11 protein-coding genes are annotated in these 13,521 nt (G+C 65.2%); 3 read left to right on the top strand and 8 right to left on the bottom strand.

The features are described 5' to 3' along the window. Nucleotides 1-5 precede the first annotated feature (5 nt). The 8 genes from M5E06_RS15815 to M5E06_RS15780 all read right to left on the bottom strand — a co-directional run bounded on the left by M5E06_RS15815 (nucleotide 6) and on the right by M5E06_RS15780 (nucleotide 8,902). The gene (locus M5E06_RS15815) at nucleotides 6-719 is read right to left on the bottom strand and encodes an ABC transporter ATP-binding protein (RefSeq protein ID WP_252138974.1); all 714 of its coding nucleotides are present in this window, start codon (nucleotides 717-719) and stop codon (nucleotides 6-8) included. A 34-nt stretch (nucleotides 720-753) separates the two neighbouring features. Continuing rightward, nucleotides 754-1,956, bottom strand: a complete 1,203-nt coding sequence (locus tag M5E06_RS15810) for an ABC transporter substrate-binding protein (RefSeq protein WP_252138973.1) — start codon at nucleotides 1,954-1,956, stop codon at nucleotides 754-756. A 56-nt stretch (nucleotides 1,957-2,012) separates the two neighbouring features. Continuing rightward, entirely contained in the window at nucleotides 2,013-3,014 is a 1,002-nt protein-coding gene (locus tag M5E06_RS15805; RefSeq protein ID WP_252138972.1) for a branched-chain amino acid ABC transporter permease, read from the bottom strand. 3 nt (nucleotides 3,015-3,017) lie between these two features. Continuing rightward, entirely contained in the window at nucleotides 3,018-3,935 is a 918-nt protein-coding gene (locus M5E06_RS15800) for a branched-chain amino acid ABC transporter permease (protein ID WP_252138971.1), read from the bottom strand. Beyond that, the gene (locus tag M5E06_RS15795) at nucleotides 3,932-4,681 is read right to left on the bottom strand and encodes an ABC transporter ATP-binding protein (RefSeq protein ID WP_252138970.1); all 750 of its coding nucleotides are present in this window, start codon (nucleotides 4,679-4,681) and stop codon (nucleotides 3,932-3,934) included. Before M5E06_RS15795 ends, M5E06_RS15800 begins: the two co-directional genes overlap by 4 nt. 92 nt (nucleotides 4,682-4,773) lie before the next feature. Continuing rightward, nucleotides 4,774-6,417, bottom strand: coding sequence for an MFS transporter (locus M5E06_RS15790; protein WP_252138969.1), 1,644 nt, complete (start codon nucleotides 6,415-6,417; stop codon nucleotides 4,774-4,776). A gap of 138 nt (nucleotides 6,418-6,555) precedes the next feature. Then, on the bottom strand, nucleotides 6,556-8,058 hold the full coding sequence (locus M5E06_RS15785) for an aldehyde dehydrogenase (RefSeq protein WP_252138968.1): 1,503 nt from the start codon (nucleotides 8,056-8,058) through the stop codon (nucleotides 6,556-6,558). A 223-nt stretch (nucleotides 8,059-8,281) separates the two neighbouring features. Further along, on the bottom strand, nucleotides 8,282-8,902 hold the full coding sequence (locus M5E06_RS15780; protein ID WP_252138967.1) for a helix-turn-helix domain-containing protein: 621 nt from the start codon (nucleotides 8,900-8,902) through the stop codon (nucleotides 8,282-8,284). Between the two features lie 230 nt (nucleotides 8,903-9,132). Here M5E06_RS15780 and M5E06_RS15775 point away from each other — a divergent pair, with 230 nt between their 5' ends. The 3 genes from M5E06_RS15775 to M5E06_RS15765 all read left to right on the top strand — a co-directional run bounded on the left by M5E06_RS15775 (nucleotide 9,133) and on the right by M5E06_RS15765 (nucleotide 13,521). Next, a complete protein-coding gene (locus tag M5E06_RS15775; RefSeq protein ID WP_252138966.1) occupies nucleotides 9,133-10,560 on the top strand; it encodes an NAD-dependent succinate-semialdehyde dehydrogenase in 1,428 nt (475 codons plus the stop codon). A 72-nt stretch (nucleotides 10,561-10,632) separates the two neighbouring features. Next, nucleotides 10,633-11,997, top strand: coding sequence for a class-II fumarase/aspartase family protein (locus tag M5E06_RS15770; protein WP_252138965.1), 1,365 nt, complete (start codon nucleotides 10,633-10,635; stop codon nucleotides 11,995-11,997). Nucleotides 11,998-12,129: 132 nt separating this feature from the next. Beyond that, nucleotides 12,130-13,521: a class II fumarate hydratase gene (locus tag M5E06_RS15765; protein WP_252138964.1), complete on the top strand. Its 1,392-nt coding sequence runs from the start codon at nucleotides 12,130-12,132 to the stop codon at nucleotides 13,519-13,521.

Below are 13,521 nucleotides of genomic sequence, written 5' to 3'. Positions count from 1 at the left end.
GCGGGTCAGTTGAGGTAGACGCGCTGAAGCCGCTCCTCGGTCATTTCGGACGGCGGGGCGTGCATCACGATCCGGCCGCGCGAGACGACATAGACGTCGGTGGCGAGTTTCAGCAGCCGCGGCACCGTCTGCTCCGCGACGATCACCGTCAGGCCGGCCTCGCGGTGCAGCCGTTCCACCACGTCGAAGACGCTTTGGACCATGACCGGCGACAGGCCCAAACTCGGCTCGTCCAGCATCAGCAGCTTGGGCTTGCTCATGATTGCCATGCCGATGACCAGCATCTGCAGTTGCCCCCCTGACAGGACGCCCGCCGGCCGGTCGAGCATCTCCTTCAGGAAGGGGAAATAGTGCAGCACCATCTCGAACCGGTCGGTCGCCCCCTGGCGGCTGACCAGCGAGGCGGCGCGCAGGTTCTCCGCGATCGAAAGCTCCCGGAAGCACTGCCGGCCATCCTGGACCAGGGCGATGCCGCGCCGGGACACCAAGGCCGGATGGCAGCCCCGGACCGAGGAGCCCTCGAACAGGATGTCGCCCGTGATGAGCTCACCCCGCTCGAACGGCAACATGCCGACGATCGCCTTCAAAAGCGTGGTCTTGCCAGCCCCGTTCGGACCCAGCAGGGCGACGAGACAACCGGGAGCGATGGACAGGCTGACCTGTTCCAGCGCGGTGATGGCCCCGTCGTACACCGCGAATACATCTTTTACCGCAAGCATCTCGGCAGCCTTTCCTGCATCGGTGCGAGCCCGCTTAGCGCGCATCGATCCAGTCGCTGACCGGGACGTATTTTCCGTCGCGGATTTCGGCGATGCGCGCCAATGTCGTGCCCTGATGGGTGTCGTAGTTCGCTTCCGGGACGATCCCGCCGACATCCAGGCCGTGCAGGCCGGCCATCTCGTCGCGGACGGCCTTACGGAAGGACCGGATGTCGTCGGGCACCTTGCCGCCATTCTTTGCAATGGCATTCTCGATGGCCTTGGCCATGACGATGCCCTGGAACCAGCCCTTCATGTAATAGACGTCCTGCTTGGCGATCTCGTTCTTTGCCCGGAAGGTGTCGATCTCCTTCATTGCCGGAATGTCGGCACCGAAGTCGGCATAGATCTGGATCGTGCGGAATCCTTCCGCTCCCTTGCCCAATTGTTCCGGGATCGCGGCGCTGATGTTGTACATGTTGCCGATGAAGAGCTTCGCCGGCAGCCCGACCTTGGCGGCATCACGAAGGATGACGAGCAACTGCGGCGTGCTGGCCTGGACATAGACCATATCGGGATTGCGGCTCTTCAGCCGCAGCATCTGGGCCGTCAGGTCCTGGGTGTCAAAGGGGAATTCGATGGTATCGACCAGCTTCAGTCCGGTCTTCTCGATCAGGCCGGACTGACGCACGACGTTGACCGGGCCACGGCCGTACTCGTTGTCCGGGTGCATCACCGCAACCGTCTTGCCGCCCTGCAGCTTCAGGGCGCGCAGCGCGATGACCATCTGCTGCTCGTAGGTCGGTCCGGGGATGAAGATGTAGGGCAGCTTGACCGGGTCGAGCACCTCGCTGGAATGGCTCTGCGCCATGAAGGGGATCTGGTCCTGCTCGATCTGGTCGCGCAGCGCCTTGACCGCACCGGTGGACCAGCCGCTGACGAAAACCGCCTGTTCCTGATCGACGCAGCGCCGGTAGCTCTTCAGCTCCTCATCGAGCTTGTAGCGCCCGTCCAGCAGCAGGGGCCTGACCTTCTGCCCGGCGAGGCCGCCCTTGAACTGGTTGAGATATTCGAAATAATCGCGGGCGCCGTAGCTCATCCCGTTCAGGATGGCGTCGGGTCCGGTGATGGTCCCCCACAGGCACACCGAGACGTCCTGGGCGGCGACTGCGGTTTTGCCGATGCCAGGCGCAAATACACCGGCCGCAAACAGGGTGCCGGCCAGTACCGACACCTTCAGAGCCCTGATGATAGACATGGTTTCCTCCTCATCGTCTTTTGTTTTGGCGGGTTCGGCCGTAGTGGATTTGGCCGTCAGACCGCTTCGGTCGTCGCGGCCGGCGATTTGCCGCCCGGCTTCGACGCGCCCAGCCGCAGGCGAAGCTTGCGGAGGACGGCCATCAGACCGAGCGGTTCAAAGATCAGGAACAGGATGATCAGCATCCCAAAGGCGAACTCGCGCAGCGCCGACAGGATCGAGGGCATGTTGAAGAGTTCGCCGACGCGCTGAATCACTTCCGGCAGAAGCGTAACGAAGGCTGCCCCCAGCAGCGGCCCGGTCAGCGTCCCTTGTCCGCCGACGATGATCATCGCCACGTAATCGACCGACAGCGCGAAGGAAAAGGCTTCGGGATTGGCGAGCCGGGACGCGATGCCGGACATAGCACCGGCGATCCCGGCTATGAAGCCGGACAGCAGGAAGGCCCAGAACTTGGTGCGGGCGACGTCGATGCCCATGCCACGGGCGACGATCTCGTTCTCGCGCACCACCAGGAAGGCGCGGCCGAGATTGGTGGCGCGCAGGGCGCCGATGCCGCTCCAGACCAGGACCAGCAGCGCCACCGCCAGAGCGGCGTTGGCCCGGTCGTCCTGAATGGCGAACCCGAAGACCGTCGGCGGCCGGATCAGCAGGCCGGAGATCCCATGGGTCAGCGGCTCCAGGATCTTGAACAGATATTCGAGGATGAACTGGGCGGCGAGCGTCGCGATGGCGAAATAGAGGCCGCGCAGACGCAGAGCCGGCAGTCCGATCACTATGCTGGCGGTCGCGGCGGCCAGACCGCCCAGCGGAATTGCGAGCAGGCCCAGACCGGCGTTGCAGAGATTGCCCGCGGTGTAAGCGCCGATCCCCATCAGCCCGGCCTGGGCGAAGCTGATCTGCCCGCACAGCCCCGTCAACAGGTTGAGCCCGAGCGCACCGATGCTGCTGATCGCCACGATGGTGACGAGATAGGCGACATAACGGTCGAGAAAGGGCATGACCGCGAGAACGGCGGCGGCAACCGCCACCCCGACGATGAAATGCGCGCGTTTCATTGCTTACAGCCTTTCGGAGCCTTTCCGGCCGAAGATCCCCTGCGGGCGCAGGAGCAACACCGCGACCAGAAGGGTGTAGGGAACGACCTGCTGCAGGGCGCCGACCGAATAGATCGTGGTGTGGGCGCGCAGCAAATCCTCGATCATCGGGGACAGTAGGCCGTCGGTGAAGGATTGCAGCAGGCCCAGCAGAAGGCCGGCGACCAGCGCGCCGCCCAGGCTGGTCAGCCCGCCCAGCACGATGACGGGAAAGGCGATCAGCCCGATGTCGGCCAGCCCCAGCGACAGCCCGTTGAGCGTCGCCAGCAGCGTTCCGCCCCCCCCGGCCAGCCCCGCCGACAACGCCCAGGCCAGCGAAACCTGGTTGCTGGTGTGAATGCCGATGGCCAGGGCCGCCCGCGGATTGTCGGCCGCGCACCGCTGCATCAGGCCGACCGGGGTGAAGCGGTAGAAACCTAGGAAGCCGAGACTGAGCAGGATCGAAAGAACCCCTGCCGTCAGATAGTTGTAGGTGATGAAGACGCCGAACACCTCCAGCGCGCCGTCGGGGAAGATCCGGGGAAAGGCCAGCGGATCGGGCCCCCAGACGGCAAGGCAGGATGCCCTGATCATGATCAGCATGCCGAGCGTCACCATCATGACGGCGACGACCGGCGCCTTCAGCATCGGCCGCAGGACGACCCGTTCGGCAAGCACTCCGATCCCCGCCATCAGCACCAGCGCGAGCGGAACCGCCAGGGCTGGCGGAAGGCCCAGCCTGGAGCCGGCGAAGGTCAGGTACGCCCCCATCATGACGAAGGCGCCCTGCGCAAAGTTGACTACGCCGGAGCATTTGTAGATCAGCACGATCCCGATCGCGATCAGGGCATAGACGCTACCGACCGCCAAGCCGGCGGTGATCAGTTGCAGGATGTAGGTCATGGTTCACCCAAATAGACGCGGCGGACTTCGGGATCGACCTGCACCTCGTCGGACGAACCGTCGAAGATGCGCGATCCGGCAGCCATGACGACGATGCGGTCGCAGGTCCGGTTGACGACGTCCATCTTGTGCTCGACCATAAGGATGGTGCATCCATGGCGCTCCCGCACGCCACGGATGACGTCCGCCAACTCATGCGCTTCGCGTGACGAAAGGCCGGCGACCGGCTCGTCGAGCAGAAGCAGCTCCGGCTCTGCCGCGATGGCCCGTGCCAGATCGACCGCCTTGCGATGCCCGTAGGAAAGCATCTGGATCGGCCGGTGCCGCGCGTCCGCCAGACCCAGAGGCTCCAGCAACGTCTCGGTCAATTCCTCGGCCAGCGGATCCCTGGTGGTGAACAGGCCGAGGGGGCGTCGGTTCGCCCTGCCCCGTCCGAGCGAACGGCCCAGCCGGACGATGTCGAGAACCGTCAGATCATGCAGCGAGGCGACATTCTGGAAGGTCCGGCTGACGCCGCACTGACCGAGCGCGTTGGGCGTCAGCCCAAGGATATCCCCGCCCCTCCACGTCACCCGACCGGACTGCGGGACATAGGCGCCGGAAACGCAATTGATGAAGGTTGTCTTTCCGGCGCCGTTTGGTCCGATCAGGGCGACGATCTCCCCCTGCCGGACATCGAGATCAAATCCGTTTACGGCGACCACGCCGCCGAAACGGATGGTGACGCCACGCGCCTCCAATCCCATGGAAGGTTCCTCCCCAGAGTCTGGTCGATTTTTGAGAAACGTTCTTTTATAGTAGAAAATTCTGCAGAAGAAGCCCGCAATGGCAAGCCTCCTCAGTCCGGATCGGTCCTGCTTTCGCGATAGAAGAGTCCGGTGATGACGATGCCGACGATCAGCCAGCCAACCGTGTACCAGAGGCCGGCGAAAATGTTGCCCTTCGCCACCGCGATGGCGAAGGCGAAGGTCGGCAGCAACCCGCCGATCCAGCCGCTGGAGAAATGATAGGGAAAGGACATCGCCGTGTAGCGGATGCGCGCCGGAAACATCTCCGCCATGGCGACGCCGACCGGCGAATAGCCGAGCGCCATCGCCAGCAGCAGCACCAGCAGCAACCCGACGATCTTGACCTGCGCCGCCGCGTCCGGATTGCCGGGAACGCCGAAACCCGCCTGCTTCAGGGCATCCTTCAGGTCCCGCGTAAACTGCGCCTGATCGAAGCCGGCAGCACCGTTGACGGTGATCACCCGGTCGCCGACCTGCACCTCGGTCGCCGCCGAACCTGAACGGTCCGTACGCTCGTAATTGACGGAGGAGCCGGACAGGACCTGCCGCGCCACGTCGCACGGGGCGGTGAAGCTGCGGTTGCCCAGCGGATTGAACATGAAGGAACAGCCGGCCCCGTCGGTCCGGATGGTGACCGCGGTCTTCGCCTGGGTCTCCGCCAGCGCCGGGTTCGCCAGTTCGGCGATCTGATGGAAGACCGGAAAGGTCACCACCGCCCCCAGCAGGAAACCGGCCAGCATCACCGGCTTGCGCCCCACCCGGTCGGACAGCCAGCCGGCGAACCAGATCATCGGGATGGAGCATAGGGCAGCGACGGTGGTCATCAGGTTGGCGACCGGCATCGGCACGCTCAGCGTCCGGCTGAGGAAGAACAGGGGATAGAGCACGGCGTTGTAATAGACCACCGACATGCCGCCGCCGATGCCGATCAGCGCGATCGCCATCAGCTTGACGTTCTCCCAACTGCCGAAGGTCTCGCGCACCGGGCTGGTGGACAGGCGCTTCTCCTCGGCCATCTTCTTGAAGACCGGGGATTCGTGCATCTGCAGCCGGACCTTGATCGACACGGCAAGCAGGACGATTGAGATCAGGAAGGGAATCCGCCACGCCCAGGCATCGAACACCGCCTGCGTTACCACCGCCTGCACCAGTTGGATCGACAGCAGCGCCATCAGAAAGCCCAGCGTTCCGGTCATCTGGATGAACGACGTATTGAGACCGCGGCGGTTCCTGGCGACGTGCTCGGTCACGTAGATGACGGCGCCGCCATATTCCCCGCCCAGCGCCAGCCCTTGCAGAATGCGCAGCGTGATCAGCAGGATGGGTGCGACGATCCCGGCGGTCTCATAGGACGGCAGAAGACCGACGGCGAAGGTTGCCAAGCCCATGATCATGATGGTGATCATGAAGGTGCGCTTACGCCCGATCCGGTCGCCCAGTCGGCCGAAAACGAGGGCGCCGACCGGCCGGACGATGAAGCCGATCCCAAAGGTCAGCAGGGCGAAGAGGAAGCCGATCGAGGGATCCAGCCCGCTGAAGAACTTGCCGGCCAGAACCCCGGCCATCGCGGCGTAGAGCGTGAACTCGTACCATTCGAAGACCGTCCCGAGTGCCGCGGCGGTGACGGTGCGGATCTGTGCGCCGACCGGCTTGGTGGAGGCCAAGGGAGCGGCGATCGCTTCTGATGCATCCATCGCGAAACCTCCGCTTCTACCGGTCGACGGGGATGAGAAATTCGGACGAGCGCGTCCGTGGGCCGAGCATGGTCATGCCTCCCTGTTCAATTTTTCTGATTGTGGAACCGGCGGACCGGGTGGAATGCCGCGCGGCAGTCAGCCGCCGGAGGACTCGGTGCCGGGCAGCCGCATTACGAACGGCGACGGCACGCCGCGCCGGGTATTGATGAAGACGCTCTTGGCTTCGAGATAGTCGAGGATGGCGTCCTTGCCGTTCTCGCGCCCGATGCCGGAATTCTTGAAACCGCCGAACGGTGCCAGATAGCTGACGACCCGGTAGGCGTTGACCCATACCGTGCCTGCCCGCAGCCGCGGCGGCAGGTTGATCGCCCGGTCGAGGCTCTGGGTCCACACGCCTGCGGCGAGGCCATAGGGCGTATCGTTGGCGATCTGCACCGCCTCGTCGTCGGTGCGGAAACGGATGACCGACAGGATCGGCCCGAACACCTCCTCCTGCGCGATCCGCATGCCGTTGTGGACGTTGGTGAAGATGGTCGGTTTGACGAAGAGGCCGTTGCCGAGGCCCGGCCCTTCCGCCGGCGCACCGCCCAGCACGCAGGTCGCCCCCTCGCCCTTGGCGATCTCGATATAGTCGAGGATCTTGCGGAACTGTGGCGGCGTGGCGATCGGACCGATGTCGGTGTCGGGCAGCAACGGGTCGCCCAGCTTCGCCTGCGAGACGAAGGAGACCAGCCGGTCCACGAAGGCGTCGTGGATGCTGTCCTGGACCAGCAGGCGCGAACCGGCCATGCAGGTCTGTCCGGCCGCGGCAAAGATGCCGGCGACGGCCCCCTTCACGGCATCGTCGAGATCGGCGTCGTCGAACACGATGTTGGCCGATTTGCCGCCCAGTTCCAGCGACACCCGCTTGAAGGATTTGGCCGCCGCCTGGTAGACCGCCCGCCCACCCCCTTCGCCGCCGGTGAAGGCGATCCGCTCGACCAGCGGGTGGTTGGCCAGCGCCTCCCCCACTTCGCTGCCGACGCCGGTGACGACGTTGAGCACGCCGGGCGGGAACCCCGCCTCCTCGAACAGGCTGGCGAGATGGATCATCGAGGCCGAGGAGTATTCCGACGGCTTGACCACCATCGTGTTGCCGGCGGCGAGCGCCGGAGCCAGCTTCCAAACGGTCAGCACCAGCGGGGAGTTCCACGGGACAATCGCGGCGACGACGCCGATCGGCTCGTACCGGATGTGGTGCATGATCCCAGGCCGTTCGACCGGCGTCACGGCGCCCTCGATTTTATCGGCAAGTCCGCCATAATAGCGGAACCATTCCGGGAGATAGCGCATTTGGCCTAGCATCTCGGGAAGCAGCTTCCCGTTGTCGCGGACCTCCAGCTCACCCAGCCGGTCGGCGTTCGCCTCGACGAGGTCGCCCAGCCGGTAGAGCAGCCGGCCGCGTTGTGTCGGCGTCATCTCCGCCCAGGGACCGCTGGTGAAGGCGCGGTGGGCGGCGCGGACGGCTTCGTCCACATCCTCGGCCGTTGCGGCAGGGACCCGCGACCAGACCTGCCCAGTGAAGGGGTCGCTACTATCGAAGAATTGGCCGTTCGCCGACGGGCGGCTGCGCCCATCGATGTAGAGGCCGAGATCCATGATCTCTTTGGAACGTGGGTCCACAGTGATCCTCTCTTCCAAACTGCAGTTTATCTCTCATAGCAGAAAAATTATCCTTTGGAAGAGAAATTGTTGGGGAGGTGAGCGAAGCGGCCGGCGCGCGCCTGCCCGCCCGGTGCCCACGAAGCAGGCCCGAGTTGGGGAATTTCCTGGAATTGGAAGCCTGAAATTGGAAGGAAGTGTGCGGAGCCGCCGGCTCCGCCTACGCGGCCCGGTCCCGCCGGGCGATGACGAGGTAGTAGCTGCAAGCTGCCTTGGAGCGGTTCTCGAAGGAGTGGTCGACGTTCGCTTCGAAGAACAGCGAATCGCCCTGCTTCAGACTGTGATCCGCTCCTCCGATCACGACGACCAGTTCACCCTCCGCCACGACCACATACTTCTCAGTCCCGCTCGGATATGAGGGCATGTTGCCGGTGGAGGCGCCGGCGGGAAGCAGGTGCAGCAACAATTCTACCGTGCTTCCGGCGATCGGCGGCGACAGCAGGTGGCGCTCGAACCCGGTGTCGCGGTCCCGGAAGACGTGACGCTGGTCCTTGCGAACGACGGCGACCGCCCGGCGATCCTCCTCGCCCCCGGTCAGGAAGGACAGCGAGGTGTTCAGCGCCCGGCAAATCCGCTTGGCGACCCCGATGGTCGGGCTTTTCTCGCCGCGCTCCACCTTGGACAGCATCGCCCGGCTGACGCCGGACTGACGGGAAAGCTCCTCCAGCGTCAGGTTGCCCCGCTTGCGCAGTTCGCGGACGCGGTCGCCGAACTGCCGGCTGAGGTCGTCCGGCTCGTCATTGTCATCCGGAGCGGGCGAAGTTTGCTGAGCGCTGTCCATCTGTCTCGCGGTCCCAATGTGGGGCATACCGACAATCCGGCGAGATGCCGCTTGCCAAGTCGATCCCTGTCATGCTAACCCGTCTCCTATAGAAGATATTTTCTTCCACCCGGGCGGGCAGCGTCGCACCCTCCGCATATGCGGCCATTTCGCGGCAAACGCAAGCGAAGCCGATGCAGAGCCGATTTGTCTGCCGCCCCGGCGAAGCGAACCCCCTTTAAGGCAAACCCATGACAATTGAATTTCCCCTGGTGATCGACGGCGTCTGGCGCGAAGGCGCGAAGGGCGCCGGCGAGGACGTGCTCAATCCGGCGACCGGCGACAGCATCGGCAGGGTGGCGCACGCCTCCACCGCCGACCTCGACGAGGCGCTGGATGCGGCAAGCCGTGGCCTTCGCGAATGGCAGGCGGTGTCGCCCTGGCAGCGCGGCGCCGTTCTCAAGGACGCCGCCGACCGGCTGCGCGCCGATGCCGACCGCATCGCCCGCAGCATCACGCTGGAGCAGGGCAAGCCGCTGGCCGAGGCGCGGGTCGAGGTGATCCGCTCCGCGGAGTTCCTCGAATGGGGTGGAGAGCAAGCTCGGCGTATCGCCGGCCGCACCATGCGGGGACGCGATGCCGGTCATCGGATCGAGGTGGAGACGCATCCGGTCGGCGTCGTCGCCGCCTTCACGCCGTGGAATTTCCCGATGGCGCTGGCGGCGAAGAAGTTCGCCGGCGCGCTGGGTGCCGGCTGTTCGATCATCTGCAAACCATCGGAGGAGACGCCGGCTTCGGTGCTGGCGCTGGCGAAGGCCTTGCTGGAGGCCGGCCTGCCGCCGGCCGCCATTGCCGTGGTGTTCGGCCAGCCGGAGGACGTTTCCTCCTATCTGATCCCGGCGCCGGCCGTGGCGAAGATCACCTTCACCGGATCGATCCCGGTCGGCAAAATGCTGGCCGCCGCCGCCGGCAAGGCGATGAAGCCGGTCACCATGGAGCTGGGCGGGCACGCCCCGACCATCATCTGCGGCGACGTCGATCCGGAGAAGGCCGCGGATTTCCTGGTCAAGGCGAAGCTCACCAATTCCGGCCAGATCTGCCTGTCGCCCACCCGCTTCTTCGTCGAGGAGAATATCTGCGAGCGCTTTACTGCCCGCTTCGTGGAGCATGCCAAGGCTTGGCGCGTCGGCGACGGGCTGGATCCGCGGACGCAGATGGGGCCGCTCGCCAACGAACGGCGCGTGCAGGCCATCTCCCACCTCGTGGAGGATGCCCGCGGGCACGGCGCGACCGTGGCCGCCGGCGGCGAGAGGCTGGGCGACCGCGGATTCTTCTACGCACCGACCGTCCTGACCGAAGTTCCCAACGGCGCTGAAATCCTCCGAACCGAACCCTTCGGCCCAGTGGTCCCCATCCTTCCCTTTACTGATGAGGAGGCCATGCTCGAACAGGCGAACGGGCTTGAGTTCGGGCTGTCGGCCTACGTCTTCACCAACGACGCCACCCGGCAGCAGCGGCTGAAGGACCGGCTGCAATTCGGCACAATCGGCATCAACGATGTGGTGACCCACCCGCCGGAAGTGCCGCTTGGCGGCTGGAAGGAGAGCGGGTACGGGACCGAAGGAGGCATCGAAATCCTCGCGCCCTATCAAAAGACCAAGTTCATCAGCGTCCGGTAGGACCACGGGCAGGCCCCGGCGGAAGACGCGCCGGGCCGCCATGACGTCTCGCAGCAACATCGGGAGGGCACCGTGGGCACCACGGTCTTCGACTCCATTCTGTTTCGCGACATGTTCGGCACCAGCGAAATGAGGGCGATCTTCAGCGACGACGCGCTGATCCACCGATACCTGGACGTCGAGTCCGCACTTGCCCGTGCGCAAAGCCGCTGCGGACTCATTCCGGGGGAGGCGGCCCAGGCGATCGGCCATGCTGCCGATACCATCCAGATCGATCATGACCGGCTGCGTCGCGAGACGGAGAATGTCGGCTACCCAATCCTGCCCCTCGTCCATCAGTTGGCCGAGGCGGCTGGCGAGGCCGGACGATATGTCCATTGGGGAGCGACCACCCAGGACATCATGGACACCGCAAGCGTGCTCCAAATCAGGGCCGCTCTCGGCATCCTGCGCCGCGACCTGGGCGAATTGCGGACGATCCTTGCAGCCAAGGCAATCAAATACCGCGACACGCCGATGGCGGGCAGAACCCATCTGCAGCAGGCGTTGCCGATCACCTTCGGCTACAAGCTGGCCGTCTGGCATTCTTCCGTCGAGCGTCATATCGAGCGACTGGAGCAGGTGTCGCCGCGCGTGCTGGTGGGTCAGCTTTCCGGTGCAGCCGGTACGCTCGCTTCGATCGGCGACGGCGGGCTGGATATGCAGCGTCTGTTTTGCGAGGAGCTCGGGCTGAGCCAGCCGACGATCACGTGGCATGTCGCCCGCGACGGGTTCGCCGAGGTCGTGGCCCTGCTCGGTCTGATCACCGGCACGCTGGGCAAGATCGCGACCAATATCATGATGATGTCGGCGACGGAGTTCGGCGAGGTCTCCGAACCCTTCGTTCCCGGCCGTGGCGCCTCCTCGACCATGCCGCAGAAACGCAACCCGGTCGCAAGCGAACTGATGCTCGCCGCCGCCAAGGCGGTGCGCCAACAGGTGGCCGCGATGCTGGACGGTATGATCCACGACTTCGAACGGGCGACCGGGCCGTGGCACCTGGAATGGCTGGCACTGCCGGAAAGCTTCCTGTTGACCGCCGCCTCCTTGGCGAACGCCAAGTTCATGCTGGGCGGGCTGGTCGTGCACGAGGATCGGATGCGGCACAACCTGCATCTGAGCCATGGCCTGATCGTCGCCGAGGCGGTGATGATGGCGGCAGCGCCGCAACTCGGACGCCAGCGGGCCCACGACATCGTCTACGACGCCTGTCGTGTCGCGATCGACCGTGGCTCGGGCCTCGCCGACGTCCTTGTCGCCGTTCCGGAGATCGTCGGGGCATTGGGAGGTGCCGAGATGATCAGACTCCGGTGCGATCCCGGCAACTACCTCGGCCTATCAGGGGCGATGATTGATCGTGCCCTGGAGGCGTCGGCCGACAAGCCCGCAGCATCGTGATCCACCACTCGGCACCGATGTGCAAGGAACCACCGGAAAGCCGCGCCTTCGGGACAATCACGGCTTCCAGGTTGCGGTGAGCATGCACAGACCGAACTCTCCGCCTCCGATGGCTTGATCTGAGAGGTCACCATGTCGATGAACAATCCACTGCAGACACGGACCGAGCAGGACGCGTTCGGCCCGATCGAGATTCCGGCGGAGCGGTACTGGGGCGCTCAAACCCAGCGTGCACTCGGTGTATTCAAGGTCGGCGACGAGCGCCTTCCGGCCGGTGTGATCCATGCCTTCGGCCTGCAGAAGATCGCGGCTGCACGCGCCAACCGACGGCTGGGCGCTCTTCCCCCGGATGTGGCCGAGGTGATCGAGGCGGCGGCCGGCGAGCTTCGTGCCGGCCTGTTCGACGGCCACTTTCCCCTGCCCGTCTGGCAGACCGGCTCCGGCACCCAGACCAACATGAACGCCAATGAGGTGATCGCCAACCGCGCCAACGAGATGCTCGGCCAACCGTTGGGCACCAGGGCGCCGGTGCATCCCAACGACCATGTCAACCGATCCCAGTCGTCCAACGACAGTTTCCCCGCCGTGATGCACATTGCCACCGCCCTTGCAGTGCGGGACCAGCTGCGGCCGGCGCTGGCGGTGCTGAAGGCTGCCTTGGAGGACAGGGCCGCGGCGTTCGCCGGGGTTGTGAAGATCGGCCGGACCCATCTGATGGACGCGGTGCCGATGACCATGGGACAGGCGTTCGATGCCTTTGCCCGTCAAATCGGGCACGGCATCGACCGGCTGGAGGCGACCGGACCGCGTCTGCGCTCCCTGCCGCAGGGGGGCACGGCGGTCGGGTCGGGCCTCAACGCACCGGTCGGCTTCGACGTCGCGTTTTGCGAGGAGGCGAGCCGGCTGAGCGGGCTGGACTTCACCCCCAATCCCAGCAAGTTCGAGGGCATGGCCGCTCATGACGCTCTGCTGGAGGTCAGCGGTGCACTCAACGTCATCGCCGCATCGCTGATCAAGATCGCCACCGACATCCGCTTCCTCGGCTCGGGTCCTCGCTGCGGTCTGGGCGAACTGATCCTTCCGGACGATGGTCTCACCTCGTCGATTATGCCCGGCAAGCGCAATCCCACGATCGCCGAGGTCGTGGTCCAGGTGGCCTTCCAGGTCATCGGCAATCACGCCACGATCTCCGCCGCCGCCGCCTCGGGGAATTTCGAACTCAACGTCGCCAAGCCGGTCCTGCTCTACAACCTTCTGCAATCGATCCGGCTCATCGCCGACGCTGCGCAGGTCTTCGCACAGCGGATGATCCAAGGCATCGATGTCGACCGGCGGCGGCTGAAGGGCAATGTGGACAATGCGCTACTGCGTGCCACAGCCCTCAACCCGGTCCTGGGATACGACAAGGTGGTGGAGATCACCGCCAAAGCACTGCGCGACGACGTGACACCAAGGGACGCCTGCATCGCGTTGGGGTTCCTCAGCGCCGAAGACTACGACCGGCACGTCGGCGCCGCACCCTGA

Source organism: Azospirillum sp. A1-3 (assembly GCF_023806445.1).
GTDB lineage: Bacteria > Pseudomonadota > Alphaproteobacteria > Azospirillales > Azospirillaceae > Azospirillum.
This window is presented reverse-complemented; position numbering and strand designations above follow the sequence as displayed.

Excerpts from the sequence above, each read along its gene's own strand:
- M5E06_RS15815 (WP_252138974.1), bottom strand. The coding sequence starts at position 719 with ATGCTTGCGGTAAAAGATGTATTCGCGGTGTACGACGGGGCCATCACC.
- M5E06_RS15810 (WP_252138973.1), bottom strand. The coding sequence starts at position 1,956 with ATGTCTATCATCAGGGCTCTGAAGGTGTCGGTACTGGCCGGCACCCTG.
- M5E06_RS15805 (WP_252138972.1), bottom strand. The coding sequence starts at position 3,014 with ATGAAACGCGCGCATTTCATCGTCGGGGTGGCGGTTGCCGCCGCCGTT.
- M5E06_RS15800 (WP_252138971.1), bottom strand. The coding sequence starts at position 3,935 with ATGACCTACATCCTGCAACTGATCACCGCCGGCTTGGCGGTCGGTAGC.
- M5E06_RS15795 (WP_252138970.1), bottom strand. The coding sequence starts at position 4,681 with ATGGGATTGGAGGCGCGTGGCGTCACCATCCGTTTCGGCGGCGTGGTC.
- M5E06_RS15790 (WP_252138969.1), bottom strand. The coding sequence starts at position 6,417 with ATGGATGCATCAGAAGCGATCGCCGCTCCCTTGGCCTCCACCAAGCCG.
- M5E06_RS15785 (WP_252138968.1), bottom strand. The coding sequence starts at position 8,058 with ATGGATCTCGGCCTCTACATCGATGGGCGCAGCCGCCCGTCGGCGAAC.
- M5E06_RS15780 (WP_252138967.1), bottom strand. The coding sequence starts at position 8,902 with ATGGACAGCGCTCAGCAAACTTCGCCCGCTCCGGATGACAATGACGAG.
- M5E06_RS15775 (WP_252138966.1), top strand. The coding sequence starts at position 9,133 with ATGACAATTGAATTTCCCCTGGTGATCGACGGCGTCTGGCGCGAAGGC.
- M5E06_RS15765 (WP_252138964.1), top strand. The coding sequence starts at position 12,130 with ATGTCGATGAACAATCCACTGCAGACACGGACCGAGCAGGACGCGTTC.